Origin of the sequence: Rhizobium sp. N731 (assembly GCF_001664145.1) — a bacterium.
In the GTDB taxonomy this organism is placed as follows: domain Bacteria; phylum Pseudomonadota; class Alphaproteobacteria; order Rhizobiales; family Rhizobiaceae; genus Rhizobium; species Rhizobium esperanzae.
Map to the genome: position 1 here is coordinate 4,163,099 of NZ_CP013601.1, position 20,682 is coordinate 4,183,780.

The 20,682-nt window shown below is 61.3% G+C and carries 13 protein-coding genes; 12 read left to right on the plus strand and 1 reads right to left on the minus strand.

Features of this window, described 5'->3' with window-relative positions:
• Nucleotides 1-3: 3 nt before the first annotated feature.
• Entirely contained in the window at nt 4-501 is a 498-nt protein-coding gene (locus AMK02_RS20195; RefSeq protein ID WP_064805573.1) for a DUF1993 domain-containing protein, read from the minus strand.
• A gap of 368 nt (nt 502-869) precedes the next feature.
• On the opposite strand from AMK02_RS20195, the gene AMK02_RS20200 reads away from it, so the two are divergent.
• The 12 genes from AMK02_RS20200 (at nt 870) to AMK02_RS20250 (ending at nt 20,636) form a co-directional block, all read left to right on the plus strand.
• Nucleotides 870-1,799, plus strand: a complete 930-nt coding sequence (locus tag AMK02_RS20200; RefSeq protein WP_064805574.1) for a sugar ABC transporter substrate-binding protein — start codon at nt 870-872, stop codon at nt 1,797-1,799.
• 68 nt (nt 1,800-1,867) lie between these two features.
• Entirely contained in the window at nt 1,868-3,409 is a 1,542-nt protein-coding gene (locus AMK02_RS20205; RefSeq protein WP_064805576.1) for a sugar ABC transporter ATP-binding protein, read from the plus strand.
• A 34-nt stretch (nt 3,410-3,443) separates the two neighbouring features.
• Complete coding sequence (locus AMK02_RS20210; protein ID WP_064805578.1) at nt 3,444-4,469, plus strand: ABC transporter permease; 1,026 nt, start codon at nt 3,444-3,446, stop codon at nt 4,467-4,469.
• 158 nt (nt 4,470-4,627) lie between these two features.
• Nucleotides 4,628-5,686, plus strand: a complete 1,059-nt coding sequence (locus AMK02_RS20215) for a dipeptidase (RefSeq protein WP_064805580.1) — start codon at nt 4,628-4,630, stop codon at nt 5,684-5,686.
• 100 nt (nt 5,687-5,786) lie between these two features.
• Nucleotides 5,787-7,430 (plus strand): ABC transporter substrate-binding protein, encoded by a 1,644-nt coding sequence (locus AMK02_RS20220; protein ID WP_064805582.1) that lies wholly within the window; start codon nt 5,787-5,789, stop codon nt 7,428-7,430.
• A 17-nt stretch (nt 7,431-7,447) separates the two neighbouring features.
• Complete coding sequence (locus AMK02_RS20225; protein ID WP_064805583.1) at nt 7,448-8,515, plus strand: ABC transporter permease; 1,068 nt, start codon at nt 7,448-7,450, stop codon at nt 8,513-8,515.
• A complete protein-coding gene (locus tag AMK02_RS20230; protein WP_064805585.1) occupies nt 8,512-9,447 on the plus strand; it encodes an ABC transporter permease in 936 nt (311 codons plus the stop codon). The genes AMK02_RS20225 and AMK02_RS20230 overlap by 4 nt, the downstream gene beginning before the upstream one ends.
• A complete protein-coding gene (locus AMK02_RS20235; protein ID WP_064805587.1) occupies nt 9,444-10,277 on the plus strand; it encodes an ABC transporter ATP-binding protein in 834 nt (277 codons plus the stop codon). Before AMK02_RS20230 ends, AMK02_RS20235 begins: the two co-directional genes overlap by 4 nt.
• Nucleotides 10,274-11,023: an ABC transporter ATP-binding protein gene (locus AMK02_RS20240; protein WP_064805589.1), complete on the plus strand. Its 750-nt coding sequence runs from the start codon at nt 10,274-10,276 to the stop codon at nt 11,021-11,023. Before AMK02_RS20235 ends, AMK02_RS20240 begins: the two co-directional genes overlap by 4 nt.
• Nucleotides 11,024-11,185: 162 nt before the next feature.
• The gene (locus tag AMK02_RS20245) at nt 11,186-11,377 is read left to right on the plus strand and encodes a hypothetical protein (RefSeq protein WP_064805591.1); all 192 of its coding nucleotides are present in this window, start codon (nt 11,186-11,188) and stop codon (nt 11,375-11,377) included.
• 124 nt (nt 11,378-11,501) lie between these two features.
• Nucleotides 11,502-11,666 (plus strand): hypothetical protein, encoded by a 165-nt coding sequence (locus AMK02_RS31810; RefSeq protein ID WP_020922541.1) that lies wholly within the window; start codon nt 11,502-11,504, stop codon nt 11,664-11,666.
• Between the two features lie 450 nt (nt 11,667-12,116).
• The gene (locus AMK02_RS20250; protein ID WP_064805593.1) at nt 12,117-20,636 is read left to right on the plus strand and encodes a GH36-type glycosyl hydrolase domain-containing protein; all 8,520 of its coding nucleotides are present in this window, start codon (nt 12,117-12,119) and stop codon (nt 20,634-20,636) included.
• The last annotated feature ends 46 nt before the right edge of the window (nt 20,637-20,682 follow it).

Sequence of the window (20,682 nt, forward strand, 5' to 3'; positions counted from 1 at the left end):
GAATCAACCAAGATAGTCGCGCTTACCGATCGGTGCGCCCTGGTTGCGCAGGATGGCGTGGGCGGTGGCGACGTGAAAGTAGAAGTTCGGCAGGGCGAAGGTGGTGATATATTCGTCACCCTGCAGCACGATGCCGCTCTTGCCCGGCAGAGTGATCTGGCGGCTTTCCGCGCCCTCCAGCGCTTGCGCCGAGAAGGTGGCGAGATAGGCGTCGGTCTTTGCCAGGCGCTCACGCAACTGCTCGATCGTCGTCTCGTTATCGTCGAACTTCGGCGCGTCGGTTGCGGTCAGACGAGCGAGCGTGAACTTGGCGCTGTCGCTGGCCCGCTGATATTGGCCGGCGAGCGGCAGCATGTCGGGCGCAAGCCGGGCGCAGACGAGTATGGCGGGATCGATATTCTTTTCCTTCGCATAGGCTTCAGCCTTGTCGAGATAGGTCTTCAGGCTGGCGAGGCCGCGCTGGAACATCGGAACGGTAAGGCGATAGATCGAAATGGACATCAGTCCTGTCTCCAAAATCTTCAATGGGCGGCCGCGGCGGATGTCGAAGGGCCTGCGGCGGTGAGCCTGTCTTCGACCATTCCATAGATGGAGGCTGCCCACTTCGTGCGCAATGCCGCCGAACGCATGTGCCACGCGCAATTCCCTTGCATTGCCCCATCAATATCCCGAGTGCCGCTAAAGAGAGACTTGACGTCGCTCCCAGAAAATGGAATGAATATTCCGCATAACAAATTTTACGGTTTGTTTGTTCCGTTTTCGGAACGTCGCGGGAGAGGCGGCGCAGCAAATTGCGGCTTCAGGGCAGATGCCTGGAGCTCCGGCGTGAGGAGGGTGCAGCCGGGCACCGCTTTGTGGAGGAAGTAAAAATGAAAAAGTTTATCCTGGGCACTGCGATGGCGCTCGTCATGTCGACGGCCGCCCACGCGGAAACGGTTGGCGTGTCGATGGCGAAGTTCGACGACAACTTCCTGACCGTTCTGCGCAACGGCATGACCGATTATGCAAAGACGCTTTCCGGCGTGACGCTGCAGGTCGAAGACGCGCAGAACGACGTTTCCAAGCAGCAGAGCCAGATCCAGAATTTCATCGCCTCCAAGGTCGATGCAATCATCGTCAACCCTGTCGATACCGATGCGACGACGGCGATGTCCAAGCTTGCCGCCGATGCCGGCATTCCGCTGGTTTACGTCAACCGCCAGCCGGTCAACGTCGACACGCTTCCGGAAAAGCAGGCCTTCGTCGCTTCCAACGAGCAGGAATCCGGCACGCTGGAAACCAAGGAAATCTGCCGTATTCTCGGCGGCAAGGGCAAGGCTGTCGTCATCATGGGCGAGCTTTCCAACCAGGCTGCCCGCATGCGCACCCAGGATGTCCACGACGTCGTCAAGACCGATGAATGCAAGGGCCTTGAAATCGTCGAAGAGCAGACGGCCAACTGGGACCGCACCCAGGGCGCCGACCTGATGACCAACTGGCTCTCCAGCGGCATCGAGTTCGACGCGGTGATCTCCAACAACGACGAAATGGCGATCGGCGCCATCCAGGCACTGAAGGCAGCCGGCAAGGATATGAGCAAGGTCGTTATCGGTGGCGTCGACGCCACCCAGGACGCGCTTGCCGCCATGCAGGCCGGCGATCTCGACGTCACCGTCTTCCAGGACGCGGCCGGCCAGGGCAAGGGCGCTCTGGACACGGCGCTCAAGATCGCCAAGGGCGAAAAGACCGAGAAGAAGGTGTACATTCCCTTCCAGCTCGTCACGCCTGAAAACGTCAAGGACTTCGTCACCAAGAACTGAGACGAGTGCCAACAGGATGCGGGCTCTGCCCGCATCCTTTCCGCCTGTCCGTATTTGGAGGAGATGATATGGCCGTCAGCCCGACAACCATGGCCGCCGTGCGTGCGAGCGGCGCAGTTCCGAATGCGGAATATCTGCTGAGCGCCGAGGGCGTTCGCAAGGAATTTCCCGGTGTCGTCGCCCTCGATGACGTGCAGTTCCGGCTGAAGCGCGCCTCCGTGCATGCGTTGATGGGCGAAAACGGCGCCGGCAAATCGACATTGATGAAGATTCTCGCCGGCATCTATACGCCTGATAAGGGCGATATTCGCCTCAAAGGGGTCGAGATCCAGCTGAAATCTCCGCTCGATGCGCTGGAGAACGGTATCGCCATGATCCATCAGGAACTGAACCTGATGCCGTTCATGACGGTTGCCGAAAATATCTGGATCCGCCGCGAACCGAAGAACCGCTTCGGTTTCATTGACCATGGGGTAATGCACAGCATGACCGAGGAGCTGTTTGCGCGGCTCAATATTGATATCGATCCCGATATCGAAGTCCGGCACCTCTCGGTCGCCAACCGGCAGATGGTCGAGATCGCCAAGGCGGTTTCCTATAATTCCGATGTCCTCATCATGGACGAACCCACTTCGGCCCTGACGGAGCGCGAGGTCGAGCATCTTTTCCGTATCATCCGCGATCTCAGGTCCCAGGGCATCGGCATCGTCTACATCACCCATAAGATGAACGAGCTTTTCGAGATCGCCGACGAGTTTTCCGTGTTCCGCGATGGCCGATATATCGGCACGCATGCCTCGACCGACGTCACCCGCGACGACATCATCCGCATGATGGTCGGGCGCGAGATCACCCAGATGTTTCCGAAGGAAGAGGTGCCGATCGGCGAGGTCGTGCTCTCCGTCAAGGACCTCTGTCTCAAAGGCGTCTTCCGCAATGTTTCCTTCGAGGTCAGGGCCGGCGAGATTCTCGGTGTGGCAGGTCTTGTCGGCTCCGGACGGTCGAATGTCGCCGAAACGCTGTTCGGCGTGACACCGGCAAGCTCCGGGACGATCGAACTGTTCGGCAAGCCGGTGACGATTTCCTCGCCGACCGAGGCCATCCGTCACCAGATGGCATTCCTGACGGAGGATCGCAAAGACACCGGCTGCCTGTTGATCCTGGATATTCTGGAAAACATGCAGATCGCCGTCCTGCAGGACAAATTTGTCAAGGGTGGTTTCGTGCAGCAGGGCGCACTCGAGGCAACCTGCGAAGACATGGCAAAAAGGCTGCGCGTGAAAACCCCCAATCTTTACGAGCGGGTGGAAAACCTTTCGGGCGGCAATCAGCAGAAAGTGCTGATCGGGCGCTGGCTGCTTACCCATCCGAAGATCCTGATCCTCGATGAGCCGACGCGCGGCATCGATGTCGGTGCCAAGGCGGAAATCCATCGGCTGGTCACGGAAATGGCGCGAAACGGCGTGGCAGTTATCATGATCTCATCCGAAATGCCCGAGGTTCTCGGCATGAGCGACCGCATCATGGTCATGCATGAGGGCCTGGTGACCGGTTTCCTCAATCGCGATGAAGCAACGCAGATCAAGGTGATGGAGCTGGCTGCGCGGTAATGCGCAGCTTGCGATCGCCTAAGGGAGGTTTGATATGAGTACCAAGGCAGCAGAGGGTACGGCCCCGCTCGCAACCCGGCAGAGACGGCGGCGTATGCCGCCGGAACTCAGCATCTTCCTGGTGCTTGTCGGCATCGCGCTCATCTATGAAGCGCTTGGCTGGATGTTCATCGGCCAAAGCTTCCTGATGAATTCGCAGCGCCTGACAATCATGATCCTGCAGGTCTCCGTCATCGGCATCATCGCCGTCGGCGTCACGCAGGTCATCATAACAGGCGGCATCGATCTATCATCGGGCTCGGTCGTCGGCATGACGGCAATGATCGCAACAAGTTTCGCTCAGTCCTCCACCTGGGGGCGGGCCGTCTTCCCTTCGCTGACCGATCTTCCGGCGCTCGTGCCCATCATGATCGGTCTGCTGATCGGAGCGGCGGCAGGTCTGGCGAACGGCGCGCTCATCGCCTATACGAAGATCCCGCCGTTCATTGCAACGCTTGGCATGTTCGTTTCCGCCAGGGGTGTTGCCAAGTGGTATACGAAGGGACAGCCGGTTTCCGGCATCACCGAGCAGTTTCATTTCATTGGAACGAAGGCGTGGCCGGTTGTCGTCTTCCTCGTCGTTGCACTGATCTTCCATATCGCGCTGCGCTACACCCGCTATGGCAAGTTCACCTACGCCATCGGCGCGAACCCCCAGGCCGCCCGCGTTTCAGGTATCAACATCGAAGCGCACCTCGTCAAAGTCTATGTGATTGCTGGATTGCTCGCTGGTCTCGCCGGCATCGTCACGGCGGCACGCGCGGAAACCGCGCAGGCAAGCATGGGTGTCGGATATGAGTTGGACGCGATCGCTGCGACCGTCATCGGCGGCACCTCGCTCACCGGCGGCGTCGGGCGCATCACCGGCACCGTCATCGGTACCATCATTCTCGGCGTCATGACCTCGGGCTTCACCTTCCTCAGGATCGACGCCTATTACCAGGAGATCGTCAAAGGCTTCATCATCGTCGCGGCCGTCGTCATCGACGTCTACAGACAGAAGAAGCGCCGCAAGCACTGACGACGGCCATGTGATTTGATAATTTTGCGGGGGCTTCGGCCCCCGTTTCCTTTTTGGTGATGCTCCACGATGCAGATGACCGAAAAAAGAGGTGGCGAATTTCGTCATCTTTTCTATTCTGCCGCTTATTGGCCCGTTCGGGCAGCGCAGGAAGACAGATGCAATTCGTATTTGACGGCCACAACGACGTTCTCCTTCGACTCTGGACCCATTCAAAAGACGGCAGCAACCCGATCGCGGAATTCGCAGAGGGCACGACGACCGGCCATATCGATGCGCGCCGGGCGAAAGAGGGCGGTCTTTCCGGCGGCCTCTGCGCCATCTACATTCCTTCGGGCGATCTTGTCTTCGCCGATCCGGATGCCGATGGCTGCTACATCACACCGATGGCGGCCGCTCTCGATCCGCTGCCGTCCCTCGCCATCGCCACCGAAATGGCGGCGATCGCGCTGCGGCTCGACCAGGCAGGCGCCTGGCGGCTCTGCCGGACGGTGAAGGACATCCGCGGCGCCATGGAGGACGGCATCTTTGCCGCCGTCATGCATATGGAAGGCTGCGAAGCGATCGGCCCCGATCTTTCGGCTCTCGAAGTATTCTATGCAGCGGGACTGCGATCGCTTGGCCCGGTCTGGAGCCGGCACAACGTCTTCGGTCACGGCGTGCCCTTCGCCTTCCCGATGTCGCCGGATACGGCGCCCGGCCTGACCGAGGCCGGTTTCGAGCTGGTGCGGGAGTGCAATCGCCTCGGTATCCTGATCGACCTTGCCCATATCACCGAAAAAGGCTTCTGGGACGTAGCGAAGACGACGGACCAGCCGCTGGTCGCCAGCCATTCCAATGCGCATGCGCTGACGCCGGTCGCGCGCAACCTGACGGACAGGCAGCTCGACGCGATCCGCGAAAGCCGGGGGCTCGTCGGGATCAATTATGCGACGGCCATGCTGCGTGACGACGGCCGTTCGGACAGCGATACGCCGCTTGCCGACATGATCCGCCACATCGACTATCTGGTGAACCGCATCGGCATTGATTGCGTGGCGCTGGGATCGGACTTCGACGGCGCCACCATTCCTGAGGAAATCGGCGATGCGGCCGGCAATCAGAAGCTGATTGCCGCTCTCCGGGAGGTTGGATATGGTGAAGCCGACCTGACGAAACTTGCCCGTGAAAATTGGCTTCGTATTCTGGCGCAAGCTTGGCGAGAGGACCGCGCCTAAAGTGCCACGTGCCTCTGGATACTCTGAAAACGGACAATAGTTTTAATGGGATATGACCGACAAAACGCTTCGTAATCAATCAAGAACAGGGGAACAGACCATGATGATCACCAAGCTCAGCCGCAATTTCCGCCTGCTTTCCGCAGGAGCCGCCCTTTCGCTCCTGATGATGACGGCACCCGCCGCCTTTGCCGAAACGCCCAAAGACACGCTGGTCGAAGGTTTGGCCATCGACGACATCATCACCATGGATCCCGGCGAAGCCTTCGAGCTTTCGACGGCGGAGATTACCAGCAACAGCTACAGCCTGCTCGTCCGCCTCGATCTTGCCGATACATCCAAGGTGAAGGGTGATCTTGCCGAGAGCTGGAGCGTCTCGGATGACGGTCTCACCTATACGTTCAAGCTGAAACCCGGTATGAAATTCGCCTCCGGTAATCCGATCACCGCCGAAGACGTCGCCTGGTCCTTCGAACGCGCCGTCAAGCTCGACAAGAGCCCGGCGTTCATCCTCACCCAGTTCGGCCTGACCGGCGACAATGTCACCGAAAAGGCCAAGGCGACTGACGCCAACACCTTCGTCTTCACCGTCGACAAGGCCTATGCGCCGAGCTTCGTGCTCAACTGCCTGACGGCGACCGTCGCTTCCGTCGTCGACAAGAAGTTGGTGATGGAACATGTGAAAGCGGTGACGCCGGATGCCGAGCACAAATACGACAATGATTTCGGCAATGAATGGTTGAAAACCGGTTATGCCGGCTCCGGCGCTTATAAGCTGCGCGAATGGCGGGCCAACGAAGTCGTTGTGCTCGAGCGCAACGACAACTATTACGGCGACAAGGCCAAGCTCAACCGCGTCATCTACCGCTACATGAAGGAAAGTTCGGCCCAGCGGCTGGCGCTGGAGGCCGGCGATATCGACATCGCCCGCAATCTCGAGCCCGGCGATATCGACGCCGTGTCCAAGAATGCCGATCTCGCAACGACAAGCGCACCGAAGGGCACGATCTACTACGTCAGCCTGAACAACAAGAACGAGAACCTGAAGAAGCCCGAGGTCCAGGAAGCCTTCAAATATCTGGTCGACTATGATGCGATCGGCGCGACCTTGATCAAGGGGATCGGCGAGATCCACCAGACCTTCCTGCCGAAGGGCCAACTCGGCGCGCTCGACGAGAACCCGTACAAGCTCGACGTCGCCAAGGCCAAGGAGCTGCTTGCCAAGGCTGGCGTTCCGGACGGCTTCTCGGTGACGATGGACGTGCGCAATACGCAGCCGGTGACAGGTATTGCCGAATCCATGCAGCAGACGCTGGCGCAGGCCGGCGTAAAGCTGGAAATCATCCCCGGCGACGGCAAGCAGACGCTGACCAAATACCGCGCCCGTACCCATGACATGTATATCGGCCAGTGGGGCTCCGATTATTTCGACCCGAATTCCAACGCCGATACCTTCACCAGCAATCCGGACAATTCCGATGCCGGCACGGTGAAGACGCTCGCGTGGCGCAACACCTGGGAGACGCCGGAACTCGACAAGATAGCCAAGGCCGCACTTCTCGAACGTGACAATGCCAAGCGTGCGGCAATGTATCAGGACGTCCAGAAGAAGTTCCTTGCCAACAGCCCCTTCGTCATCATCTTTCAGCAGACCGAGGTCGCCGGGTATCGGAAGAACCTGAAGGACTTCAAGCTGGGGCCGAGCTTCGACACCAACTTCGTCGGTCCGATCGCCAAGGAATAAACCGGCGGATTAACGGCGTGAGCACCATCGAAACCACACGGGAGGCGCGGCCCCGCAAGGGCCGTGCCGGCGCCTTCGCGAAGGCTTTGGGACGGTTCCTGTTCGCCGCCGTCACCACTTATCTCGGCCTGCTGGCCGTCACCTTCTTCATCGGCCGCGTCGTGCCGATCGATCCCGTGCTTGCCATCCTCGGCGACCGCGCTCCTACCCACGTCGTTGAGCGGGTGCGCCAGGAGATGGGTTTCAACCTGCCGCTTTATCAGCAGTTCTACATCTATATCAAAGGCATCCTGTCCGGCGATTTCGGCAACTCGGTGTTGACGACCAATCCTGTCATGGTCGACATCCGCCGGGTCATGCCGGCGACGATCGAGCTCGCGACGTTGGGAACGCTGATCGGCGCCTGCGTCGGCGTGCCGCTCGGGGTTCTCGCTGCCGTGCGCCGCGGCAGCATCGCCGACCAGGTCGTGCGCGTCATCGGCCTCGTCGGTTACTCCGTGCCGATTTTCTGGCTGGCGCTGATTTCGCTCGTCATCTTCTATGCGCAGCTGCGCTGGGTGGCCTTCCCCGGCCGCATCGACATCGTCTTCGAATATACGTTCACGCCGATCACCGGCTTTTATCTTCTGGATAGCGCCTGGCAGGGGCAATGGGATGTCTTCTACGATGTCTTCCGCCACATCGTCCTGCCCGCTTCGCTGCTCGGCTATTTCTCGCTCGCCTATATCAGCCGCATGACCCGCAGCTTCATGCTGAACGAGCTTTCGCAGGAATATATCGTGGCCGCGCGCGCCAAGGGGCTTTCGGAAACGCGGGTGATCTGGGGCCACGCGCTGCGCAATGCCGCCGTGCCGCTGGTCACCGTCATCGCGCTTTCCTATGCCGGCCTGCTCGAAGGATCGGTGCTGACCGAGACCGTCTTTTCCTGGCCGGGCATCGGGCTCTACATCACCAATTCGCTGCAGAACGCCGATATGAACGCCGTGCTCGGCGGCACGATCGTCATCGGGACGATCTTCATCGGCATCAACCTTCTGTCCGATCTTCTCTACCGGACGCTCGATCCGAGGACGCGAAATCGATGACGGCTCCTGCCAGCCCCTCTCCTGCGATGAGCCGCCGCGAATGGCTGCTTTCCGACCGGCCGCAATCGCGCAGGCAGGCCCGCCTCGGCCGCGCTTACGTCACCTGGCGGCAGTTCACGGCCAACAGGCTCGCCGTCGTCGGCCTGCTGATCATCATCGCCCTGCTCCTCGTCGCCGCTTTCGCGGATCTCCTCGCCACGCACAACCCCGTCGTCGGCGATCTCCGCAATGCCCGCCTGCTGCCGCCGGGAACGGCCGGCTACCTGCTCGGCACGGACGATCAGGGCCGCGACATCTATTCGCGGTTGATCTACGGATCGCGTTTGACTCTGTTCGTCGTGGTGCTCGTCGCCATCATCTCCGCGCCGATCGGGCTGATCGTCGGCACGGTCTCGGGTTATGCCGGCGGCTGGGTGGATGCGACGCTGATGCGCATCACCGATATCTTCCTTGCCTTTCCGAAGCTGGTATTGGCGCTCGCCTTCGTTGCCGCTCTCGGCCCCGGGATACAGAACGCGGTCATCGCCATCGCCATCACCTCCTGGCCGCCCTATGCCCGCATCGCTCGGGCCGAGACGCTAACGGTCCGGCGTTCCGACTATATCTCGGCGGTAAAGCTGATGGGCGCCTCGCCGTTCCGCATCATCGTGCGTCATGTCATGCCGCTCTGCATTTCCTCGCTGATCGTGCGCGTGACGCTCGATATGGCCGGCATCATCCTGACGGCGGCCGGCCTCGGCTTTCTCGGTCTCGGCGCACAGCCACCGCTGCCGGAATGGGGCGCGATGATCGCCTCTGGACGGCGCTTCATCCTCGATCAGTGGTGGGTCGCGGCCATGCCCGGCATAGCCATCCTCATCGTCAGCCTCGGCTTCAACCTCTTGGGCGACGGCCTGCGCGACGCGCTCGATCCGAAGGAGAGCGGCCAATGACGACACTTCTGACGGTCGACAAGCTCAAGGTCAGTTATCCCACCCGCACCGGCCTGATCGAGGCCGTGCGCGGCGTCTCCTTCACGCTCGGCAGGGAAAGGCTCGGCATCGTCGGCGAATCCGGCTCCGGCAAGTCGCAGACTGGCCGGGCGATCATGGGGCTGACGCCGAAACACGCCATCGTCACGGCCGACAGGCTCGATTTCAGCGGCATCGATCTCCTCAAGGCGTCTGCCGGCGAAAGGCGCAGGTTGCGCGGCAAGCGCATCGCCATGATCCTGCAGGATCCGAAATATTCGCTCGACCCCGTCATGACGATCGGACGGCAGATCTGCGAAACGCTGCGCACCCATGAGAAGATCGGCAAAGCGGAAGCGCGCGAACGGGCGCTCGCCATGCTGGAAGCGGTGCAGATCCGCGATCCCCAACGGGTCTTCGACCTGCACCCGCACGAGGTTTCGGGCGGCATGGGACAGCGCGCCATGATCGCCATGATGCTGATTGCCGGGCCTGAACTGTTGATTGCCGACGAACCCACTTCGGCGCTCGACGTAACGGTGCAGCTCGATGTGCTTCGGATCATGGACAGGCTGGTCTCCGAACGCGGCATGGGGCTGATCTTCGTTTCCCATGATCTGAGGCTGGTTTCCTCCTTCTGCGATCGCGTCATCGTCATGTATGCCGGCAAGATCGTCGAAGAGCTCGCGGCCGCCGATCTCAAACATGCTGAGCATCCCTATACGCGGGGACTGCTGAACTGCATGCCGGAAATCGGCGCGAACCGCCATCCACTGCCGGTGCTCGACCGCAAGCCGGAGTGGGCGGCATGAGCGCAGCCCTCCATGTCGACAATCTCAGTGTCGTCTACGATGATTTTCATGCGCTGAAGGATGTCGGCATCAGCGTCCAGCGCGGTGAATCCTTCGGCCTCGTCGGTGAATCCGGATCGGGCAAATCGACCTTGCTGCGCGCCGTTGCCGGACTCGCGCCGATCAGCGGCGGCGCGATCCGCATCGACGGCGAAGAGCTGAAAGGTTCAAAGCGCAGCAAGGCCTTCTATCGGCGCGTGCAGATGGTCTTCCAGGATCCCTATGGCTCACTGCATCCGCGCCAGACGATCGACCGGCTGCTGCTCGAGCCGCTTGCGATCCACGCCGTTACCGATAGGGACAAGCGCATTGCCCGCGCGCTCGACGAGGTCGGTCTCGGCAATGGTTTCCGTTTCCGCTACCCGCATCAGCTTTCCGGTGGTCAGCGACAGCGTGTGGCGATCGCTAGGGCGCTGATCGTGCAACCGTCGATCCTGCTGCTCGACGAGCCGACGTCGGCGCTCGACGCCTCGGTGCAGGCGGAGGTGCTGAACCTGCTCGAACAGATCCGCCGCGACCGCAAGCTTACCTTCGTCATGGTGAGCCATGACCTCGGCGTCATCACCCACATGTGCGAAAGGCTCGCGGTGATGCGCAACGGCGCCGTCGTCGAGCGGTTGAGCTCGGAAGAACTGGCACGGGGCGCGGTCCAGGAGGATTACACGAAAAATTTGATGATCGCGAGCAAGGGTTTCGTCAAAGCCTGAAAGGCAATCATTTCAGGCCATTGAAAAGAAAAGGCCGGCGGCGGCGTTAAGGATAATGTTCCCTTAAAAGACGACCATTCGACTAGACTATTGACAGCCGCCCCGCTTCTGTCATGATCCTGTTAACGATTGTTAGCTTTCGTGATCGATGGAGGTCGAGGCATGTTCTTTCTCGGTGGGATGACCATGGGCTATCTCGATCCTCCGGTGAGGGCTGATCGCAAGGAACAGATTACGGTCTCCATGCCGGCGGAACAGGACCGGCGCCTGATCGGGACCGAGACCTCCGATCTGCAGCAGAACGAGAACGCCATCGAGCGCTCATTGATCTGGGCATGGCGCACGCTCTGCTAAAGAGCGGTTGAATTTTCTCTTCCGCTCGCTCTGGACGGAAATTTATCTCTACCTACCTTATAGGGAATAAGAAATATAACAGCGAGCCGCACAACCGGCCGCACGAGAACAACGGAGGCGACACATGGCAGAGCTGGGTATTTCGCATACTCACGTGAACCACTATGGTTCGGTAGCCACCAAGAAGCCGCACGCGACGCGCCACAGGCTTCAGACGGTGCTCCATGGGACGATCTTCACCGCGGCATTCCTGTTCGTGGTGGCAATGGTCTGCGGCGTCCTCGGATAGTCGGCAGATGATGGGCCTCGGCACGTGCCGGGGCTGCGTGCGCCCATTCATGCGGCGCGTTTCCGCGCTTGAGCAAGCCCGATCAAGCGCGGCCAGACGATGATCTGGCGAACCTTCCTCTTATCGAAAAGCTCCTGCATTCCGCAAGGTGGCGACAAGCTCGGCGCTCAGCCTTGTGCCGCAAGCGCGCCGGCTCGTTCGGCTCACGACTCTTGACTTGAATTATCGCGAGAGTGTCCAACTTTTCGCCATGGTTTTGCGGAGAGGGTATTGATCGACCTTCGCGCTGGACCAAGGCTACGCCCGGTTACATCGCTTGGCGCAGACGTCATTCACTCCGGTCTCATCGATCTTCGAAGAATCGGGCCCCGTTCATGTAGCAGTCATGATAAGCAGTGCAAAAGGCTGAGCAAAACAGCCATAACTTTGTTTGGATCCAGAACCGAACCCATGTCTATTGCCAATCTTTCTCCGAGCCTTCCGCGCGACTCCGATACGAAGCAGATCGATCACAATGATTCGATCCGCTCGACCTATCTTTCCATCGAGGACATCAAGGCGATGGGCGAAGCCGTCGCGGTCAACGGCGTCGACAAGCTGCCGGCTTTCGCCGCCTTTGATTTCTTCGCGCGCCACAAGGAAAACGAGAAGGAAATTCTGCGCGTCTACCGCACCACGGCAACCGACGTCGAGGCCGGAGAGACGATTACGCCGGCGGCGGAATGGCTGCTGGACAATCACTACATCGTCGAAGAGGCGATCCAGGAGGTACGGCGCGACTTTCCCCGCCGCTTCTACCGCGAATTGCCGACCATGCGTGTCGGCGGCGTCGACATTCCGCGCACGCTGGTGCTTGCCTGGCTCTACGTTGCCCATACCCACAGCACGATCTCGCAGGAAAGCCTGACGGCGCTGGTCGACGGCTTCCAGACCAGCGAGACGCTGAGGATCGGTGAACTCTGGGCCCTGCCCTCGCTGGTGCGCTATGTGCTGGTGGAAAACCTTCGCCGCATTTCGAGCCGTGTCGAAACCAGCCGCCGCCTGCGCCGCCGCGCCAACGAAGCGGCCGACGAATTGGTGCGCCTGACCGATCCGGCCAAGGCTGCCGCCTATCTGAAGACGCTGGAACCGTTTGCCGAAGACAATACCTTCTCGACGCAGTTCCTCTATCGCCTGCGTGACGGCTCACAGACGTCGAGCCTGGCAATCACCTGGCTCGATGAACGCCTGGAAGAGCTCGGTCGCAATACCGAAGAGGCGACGACCGCCGAACACAGCCGTCTCTCTTCCGGCAACGTGACGATGGGCAACATCATCCGCAGCCTGCGCGAGATCGACGATACCGAATGGTCGGTCTGGGTCGAGCAGGTCAGCCATGTCGACAAGCTGCTCTGGGAGCATTCGGATTACGGCATCCTCGATTCCGGCTCGCGCAACAAATACCGCAAGCAGATCGAGAAACTGGCCAAGCGCTCGCCGCTGACCGAAATGCAAATCGCCCAGCTGGCGCTCGACATGACGGAGGCCGCCAAGGCCTCCGACGAGCCGCAGCAGCATGAGCCGAATGTCGGCGGTTTCCTGTCCGGCGCGCAACGCCCGAAGCTCGAGGCGCGGGCGAATTATCGCCCGACAATCACCCAGCACTTCGTGCGCGCCGTGCGCCGGTTCAACTGGCTGTCGATCGCGCTGCCCGTCATGCTGCTGACGATCATCGCCATGGCGATCGTCGGCAGGTTCATGGCAAGTGCCGGAATGGGCGCCATCGAAATCGCAATCCTGCTGGTCATGTTCTCATTGCCGGCCTCGGAGGGCGCAACGGGTCTCTTTAATACCCTGCTGTCCTTCTTCGTCACCCCGGCCCGCCTCGTCGGCTACGAGTTCAAGGAAGGCATTCCGGAGGATGCGCGCACACTGCTCGTCGTGCCCTGCCTGATCTCGAACCGCGACAGCGTCGACGATCAGGTGCGCAATCTCGAAGTTCATTATCTCGCCAATCCGCGTGGAGAGATCTATTTCGCGATGCTCAGCGATTGGCCCGACAGCGATGCCGAGGAAACGCCTGCCGATCTCGAGGTTCTCGATTATGCAAGACGCGAGATCGCCAATCTTTCCGCCCGCTATGCCTATGACGGCAAGACGCGTTTCTACCTGCTGCATCGCCGCCGCCTCTACAATCCCTCGGAAGGTGTGTGGATGGGCTGGGAGCGCAAGCGCGGCAAGCTGCATGAGCTGAACATGCTGCTGCGCGGCGACCGCGACACGACCTATCTGCCCGGCGCCAACACCGTTCCGGCCAATGTGCAATATGTCATGACACTCGATGCCGACACACGCCTGATGCGCGATGCCGTCACCAAGCTCGTCGGCAAGCTCTATCATCCGATCAACCGCCCGGTCATCAATCCGAAGACCGGACGCGTCGAAAACGGCTACGGCGTGCTGCAGCCGCGTGTCACGCCGTCGCTGACGACGGGCAAGGATGCCTCGGTCTTCCAGCGCGTCTTCTCGATCAATCGCGGTCTCGACCCCTATGTCTTCACCGTGTCCGACGTCTACCAGGATCTGGCCGGCGAAGGCACCTTCACCGGCAAGGGTCTCTATCATGTCGATGCTTTCGAAGCCTCGCTGAAGGGCCGCATCGAGGAGAACTCGGTGCTCAGCCACGACCTTCTCGAAGGCTCGATGGCGCGCTGTGCGCTCGTCACCGATCTCGAACTGGTCGAGGATTTCCCGATCCGTTACGAGGTGGAGACCTCGCGCCAGCATCGCTGGGCGCGCGGCGACTGGCAGCTCCTGCCCTATATGTTCAATCCGAAATATGGCGTGACCGCGCTTGGCCGCTGGAAGATGTTCGACAATCTGCGCCGTTCGCTGACCCCGATCGCCTGGTTCTTCGCCTCCGTTCTCGGCTGGTATTTCATGGGTCCGCTCGGCGCGCTCGTCTGGCAGATTCTCTTGATCTTCTGCCTGTTCGTGGCGCCGACGCTGTCGCTCATCAACGGCATCATCCCGCGCACCAGCGATATCGTCGCCCGCGCCCATCTCTATACGGTCTGGTCGGATATTACCGCCGCCAATGCGCAGGTCGCCTTGCGAATCGTCTTCATCGCCGATTCGGTGGCGATGATGGCGGATGCGATCGGCCGTTCGCTCTACCGGCTGTTCGTCAGCCGCAAGCTGATGCTGCAGTGGCGGACCGCCGCCAGCGTCCAGGCCGGCGGGCAGGGCACCCTCGCCTCTTATTACAAGCAGATGTGGCATGCGCCGGTACTGGCGCTGCTGGCGCTCGGTTTCGCAGCCCTTTCCGGCGGCAACGCCTTCCTCGTCGGCATCCCCTTCGCGCTCTTATGGATCCTCTCGCCTGTCGTCGCATGGTATGTCAGCCAGTCGGCCGAGACCGAGGACCGGCTCGAGGTCGCCGATTCCGTCTCGAGCGAGCTGCGCAAGATCGCCCGGCGCACCTGGCGTTATTTCGAGACCTTCACCACCCCCGAGCAGAATTATCTGCCGCCGGACAATATCCAGGAAACGCCGCATGTCATCGTCGCGGCGCGCACTTCGCCGACCAATATCGGCGTCTACCTGCTCTCCGTCGTTTCCGGCCGGCATTTCGGCTGGTTCTCCTTTGAGGAGACACTCGAACGCCTGGAGCAGACGATCGCGACGATCGACAAGATGGAGAAATTCCGCGGCCATCTGTTCAACTGGTATCATACCGATACGCTGCAGACGCTCGGGCCGCGATACGTCTCAGCCGTCGACAGCGGCAATCTCGCCGGCCATCTGATCGCCATTTCTTCGGCCTGCCGCAACTGGGCCGAGGCGCCGTCGGCCCACATGCAGGGCAATCTCGACGGTGTCGGCGACACGGCCGGCATCCTCGGCGAAGTGCTGGCGGACCTGCCCGACGACCGCAAGACCGTGCGCCCGCTGCGCCGGCGCCTGGAAGAGCGCATCGTCGGCTTCCAGAATGCGCTTGCCGCCGTCAAGCGCGAGCACGAATTCGCCTCGATCCGCATCATAAACCTTGCCGTTCTCGCACGCGACATCGAGAAGCTCGCCGCCAATCTCGACCATGAGGTCAAGTCGAAGCAGAGCGAGGAAGTCACCCAATGGGCGGCATCCCTCGTGAAGGTCTGCGAGGCGCATATATCAGACAGCACCTTCGATCTTTCCAAGGTCGATGCGCTCAGGCCGCGCCTGGTGGCGTTGCGCGACAAGGCCCGCGATCTCGCCTTTTCGATGGATTTCGGCTTCCTGTTCCGGCCGGAACGGCGCCTGCTGTCGATCGGCTACCGCGTCGAAAGCGGCGAGCTCGACCAGGCCTGCTACGACCTTCTCGCCTCGGAATGCCGCCTGACCAGCCTCTTCGGCATCGCCAAGGGCGATCTGCCGACGGAACACTGGTACCGTCTCGGCCGCCAGGTCGTGCCTGTGGGTTCACGCGGCGCGCTGGTCTCCTGGTCCGGCTCGATGTTCGAATATCTGATGCCGCCGCTCGTCATGCAGGAGCGTGGCGGAGGTATTCTCAACCAGACGAACAATCTGGTCGTCGTCGAGCAGATGAATTATGCCCGCAAGCTCGGTATCCCGTGGGGCATTTCGGAAGCGGCCTTCAATGCTCGTGACCATAACCTCAATTACCAGTACACGAATTTCGGCGTGCCGACGCTCGGTCTCAAGCGCGGCCTCGGCCACAATGCCGTCATCGCCCCCTATGCTTCGCTGCTGGCCAGCCAGTACGACCCGCCCGGCGCGCTCGAAAACCTGCAGAGACTGCGCAAGGTCGGCGCGCTCGGCAAGTTCGGCTTCCACGACGCGGTCGATTTCACACCGACGCGCGTGCCGGAAGGCAAGAAATGCGCGGTGGTCTACAATTATTATGCCCACCATCACGGCATGTCGATCGCGGCCGTCGCCAACGTCGCCTTCAACGGCCATCTGCGCGAGCTTTTCCACTCCGATCCGGTGATCGAGGCGGCGGAGCTTCTGCTGCAGGAAAAGGCGCCGCGCGACATTCCCGTCATGAGCGGCAAGCATGAATCCGATACGCCGGCCAGCATCCAGGAGGATCTCATGCGGCCGGAAATCAGGAAGATCAGCGATCCCCTTTCGCGCGACCGCGAGCTCGTGTTCCTGTCGAACGGCCATTATTCCATGATGCTGACGGCGACGGGCGCCGGTTATTCCCGCTGGAACGGTCTTTCCGTTTCCCGCTGGAAGGCCGATCCGACCGAAGACCGCTGGGGCACCTTCATCTTCCTGCGCGATACCGCCACCAACGAATGGTGGTCGGCGACAGCGGAGCCGAAGGGTGTCGAGGGCGAAAAGATCAAGGTCGAATTCGCCGACGAGAAGGCGCAGTTCATCAAGACGGTCGGAGATCTGACGAGCGAGGTGGAGTGCATCATCGCCACAGAGCACGATGCGGAAGCCCGTCGCGTCACACTGCTCAACATGGGCACGGAAGATCGTTTCATCGAAGTCACGTCCTATCTCGAACCGGTGATCACCTCTGACGATACCGACAATGCGCATCCGGCATTCGCCCGCATGTTCGTCAAGACCGAGATCGGCAAGCGCGGCGACGTCATCCGCGCCGAACGCAACAAGCGTGACCCGAACGAGCCGAACATCAGCATCGCGCATCTGATCGTCGACAATGCCGGCGACACCCGTCACACCGAATTCGAAACCGACCGGCGCAAGTTCATTGGTCGCGGCCGCAGCCTCGCCGATGCAGCGGCCTTCGATCCGGGTGCCACGCTTTCCGGCAGCGACGGTTTCACGCTCGATCCCGTAATGTCGCTGCGCCGCACGGTGCGGGTGCCGGCCGGCAAGAAGGTCAGCGTGTTCTTCTGGACGATCGCCGCGCCAAGCCGCGACGAGGTCGACAAGGCGGTCAATCGCTACCGTCATCCCGACGCCTTCAACCATGAGCTCGTCCAGGCCTGGACGCGCACGCAGGTGCAGATGCGCCATGTCGGCGTCACCTCCCAGCAGGCGGCCGCCTTCCAGCATCTCGGGCGCTACCTCGTCTATCCCGACATGCAGCTGCGCAAGGATGAGGCGACGGTCGAGGCCGGCCTGCAATCGCAATCGGCGCTCTGGCCGCTGGCGATCTCCGGCGACTTCCCGATCTTCACGTTGCGCGTCAACGACGACATGGATCTCGATATCGCCCGCGAGGCACTGCTGGCGCAGGAATATCTGCGCTCGCGCGGCGTCACCGCCGATCTCGTTATCATGAACGAACGCGCCTCTTCCTATGCGCAGGACATGCAACACGCGCTCGACGCCATGTGCGAGAACGTACGCCGCATGGGCCAGGCCGACGGCTTGCGCCAGCATATTTTCGCGGTTCGCAAGGACTTGATGGAGGAGAACACTTACAAGGCATTGATCGCGGCTTCCCGCGTCACCCTGCATGCGAAGAACGGCAAGGTGGTCGACCAGATCAACCGCGCCGTCGCCCTCTTTGCGCCGTCGAAGGACGAACTGCAGGAGATGGAGCGCGTCGAGCGCAACAGGGTACCGGTCAAGCGCATTGCACCGGTGCCGCCGCCCGTGGTGCCCGCCGTTGCCATCGAGGAGGAAGGCGACCTCGACTTCTGGAACGGCATTGGCGGCTTTACCCGCGACGGCCGCGAATATGTCATTCGCTTGCCCGGAGGTCATGCGACGCCGCAGCCTTGGATCAATGTCATCTCCAACGACAGGTTCGGCTTCCACGTGTCGGCCGAAGGCGCAGGTTTCACCTGGAGCGTCAATTCGCGCGATTATCAGCTGACGTCCTGGTCGAACGATGCGGTGGTCAACCGATCGGGCGAGGCCTTCTATCTGGCCGATCTCGAAAGCGGCGCTGTCATGACGCCGTTCGCAGCGCTTTCGCGTCGGCCGGACATTCGTTTCGAAGCCCGCCACGGGCTCGGCTATTCGGTCTTCTCCACCGTTCAGCACGAAATTGCGCTCGAGCTGACGCAGACGATCGACCGCGAGAAGCCGGTGAAACTGCAGCGCCTGCGCCTGCGCAACACCGGTTCGACCGACCGTAAGCTGCGTCTCTACGGTTACGTCGAATGGGTTCTTGGCAACAATTCGGGACGCACGGCGCCCTTCATTCTGTCGAGGCATGACGAGGAGACGGGGGCGCTGTTTGCCACCAATCCCTACAGCATCGATTTTTCCAACCGAACCGCCTTCTTCGCGGCGAGCGAGACGTTTTCAAGCTTCTCGGCTAGCCGGCGCGAATTCATCGGCAAGGCGGGCACGATCCAGATGCCTCAGGCCGTCACCTCCGCAGCTCCGCTTTCGGGCATCACCGAACTGGATGGCGATCCGGCTGCGGCTGTGGCGATCGACATCGAACTCGGGGCCGGCGAGGAGCGCGACGTCACCTTCTTCCTCGGCGATACGCCGACGGAAGAAGAAGCGCGCGCCCTGATCGCCGATATAAGCAAGTCTTCGTTCGAGGATGCGGTCGAGGCCAACCGCGCCTTCTGGCACGATTTCACCGGCCGACTGCAGATCTCGACGCCGGATCGCGGGATGAACAATCTCGTCAACACCTGGCTGCCCTATCAGAGCCTCGGCTGCCGCATCATGGCCCGCACCGCCTTCTATCAGGCAAGCGGCGCCTTCGGTTTCCGCGACCAGTTGCAGGATACGCTGGCCTTCCTGATGCACGAACCCTCGATCGCCCGGCGGCAGATTCTGAATGCCGCCTCGCGGCAGTTCCGCGAAGGCGACGTTCAGCATTGGTGGCTGCCGGGAACGGGTGCGGGCGTTCGCACCTTGATTTCGGATGACGTCGTGTGGCTGAGCTACGCGATCCAACATTATTGCAGCGTCACCGGCGACAAGAGCGTGCTCGACGAGGAGCTTGCCTTCCTGGAAGGCCCCGCTCTTCTCGAAGGTCAGCACGACTCGTTCTACAAGCCGGAGATTTCGGAGGACAAGGCGAGTGTCTACGAACATGCGGCCCTGGCGCTCGATCTCGCCATCGCCCGCAAGGGCGCGAATGGTCTGCCGCTCTTCCTCGGCGGCGACTGGAACGACGGCATGAACCGCGTCGGCATCGGCGGGCGCGGCACCAGCGTCTGGCTCGGCTGGTTCCTGGCGGGTGCATTGCGCGCCTTCATTCCCTATGCCGAAGAACGGGGCGATACGGCCCGAGCGGAGCGCTGGTCGGCCCATCTCGCCGAATTGAAGAAGGCGCTCGAAACCGCGGCGTGGGACGGCAGCTACTATCGCCGCGGCACATTTGACGACGGCGCGCTGCTCGGCTCCAAGGAGAGCCCGGAATGCCGGATCGACTCCATCGCACAATCCTGGAGCGTTCTGTCCGGCGAAGGCGACCCGGCTCGTGCCGGAAAGGCGATGGATGCCGTGCTTGACCAACTGGTCGACGAGGAGGCGCGCATCATCCGGCTGTTCACGCCGCCTTTCGTCAATTCCGCCAGGGATCCCGGTTATATCAAGGCCTATCCGCCGGGCGTGCGTGAAAACGGCGGGCAATATACCCATGCCGCGACCTGGGTTGTGATGGCGCTCGCGGAGCTGAAGCGGGGCGACGACGCGCTGCGCTGCTTCCAGATCCTCAATCCGATCACGCATGCGCTCGACAAGGCTTCGGCCGAACAATACCGGGTCGAACCCTATGTCGTGGCAGCCGACGTCTATGGGCATGAGCCTTATACGTCGCGCGGCGGCTGGACCTGGTATACCGGATCGGCCGGCTGGCTTTACCGGGCCGCGGTGGAGGGCATCCTCGGTATCCGGCTGAAGGAAGGCCGGCTCCACGTGCGTCCGTCGCTCCCGTCGGAATGGGACGGTTTTGCGGCGGAGGTGGAGCGGGGCGGCGTCAAATACCGCATTTCGGTCTCAAAAGCGTCCAATGCCAGCGGCTACACTCTGTCGATCAACGGCAGCGAAGTCACCGATCCCGAAGAGGGATATCCGCTCGGATAACAGCGTTCTCCACGCTGAAGAACACGGCGATTCGCGGCGGCCAAAA

Excerpts from the sequence above, each read along its gene's own strand:
- AMK02_RS20195 (WP_064805573.1), bottom strand. The coding sequence starts at position 501 with ATGTCCATTTCGATCTATCGCCTTACCGTTCCGATGTTCCAGCGCGGC.
- AMK02_RS20200 (WP_064805574.1), top strand. The coding sequence starts at position 870 with ATGAAAAAGTTTATCCTGGGCACTGCGATGGCGCTCGTCATGTCGACG.
- AMK02_RS20205 (WP_064805576.1), top strand. The coding sequence starts at position 1,868 with ATGGCCGTCAGCCCGACAACCATGGCCGCCGTGCGTGCGAGCGGCGCA.
- AMK02_RS20210 (WP_064805578.1), top strand. The coding sequence starts at position 3,444 with ATGAGTACCAAGGCAGCAGAGGGTACGGCCCCGCTCGCAACCCGGCAG.
- AMK02_RS20215 (WP_064805580.1), top strand. The coding sequence starts at position 4,628 with ATGCAATTCGTATTTGACGGCCACAACGACGTTCTCCTTCGACTCTGG.
- AMK02_RS20220 (WP_064805582.1), top strand. The coding sequence starts at position 5,787 with ATGATGATCACCAAGCTCAGCCGCAATTTCCGCCTGCTTTCCGCAGGA.
- AMK02_RS20230 (WP_064805585.1), top strand. The coding sequence starts at position 8,512 with ATGACGGCTCCTGCCAGCCCCTCTCCTGCGATGAGCCGCCGCGAATGG.
- AMK02_RS20235 (WP_064805587.1), top strand. The coding sequence starts at position 9,444 with ATGACGACACTTCTGACGGTCGACAAGCTCAAGGTCAGTTATCCCACC.
- AMK02_RS20240 (WP_064805589.1), top strand. The coding sequence starts at position 10,274 with ATGAGCGCAGCCCTCCATGTCGACAATCTCAGTGTCGTCTACGATGAT.
- AMK02_RS20245 (WP_064805591.1), top strand. The coding sequence starts at position 11,186 with ATGTTCTTTCTCGGTGGGATGACCATGGGCTATCTCGATCCTCCGGTG.
- AMK02_RS31810 (WP_020922541.1), top strand. The coding sequence starts at position 11,502 with ATGGCAGAGCTGGGTATTTCGCATACTCACGTGAACCACTATGGTTCG.
- AMK02_RS20250 (WP_064805593.1), top strand. The coding sequence starts at position 12,117 with ATGTCTATTGCCAATCTTTCTCCGAGCCTTCCGCGCGACTCCGATACG.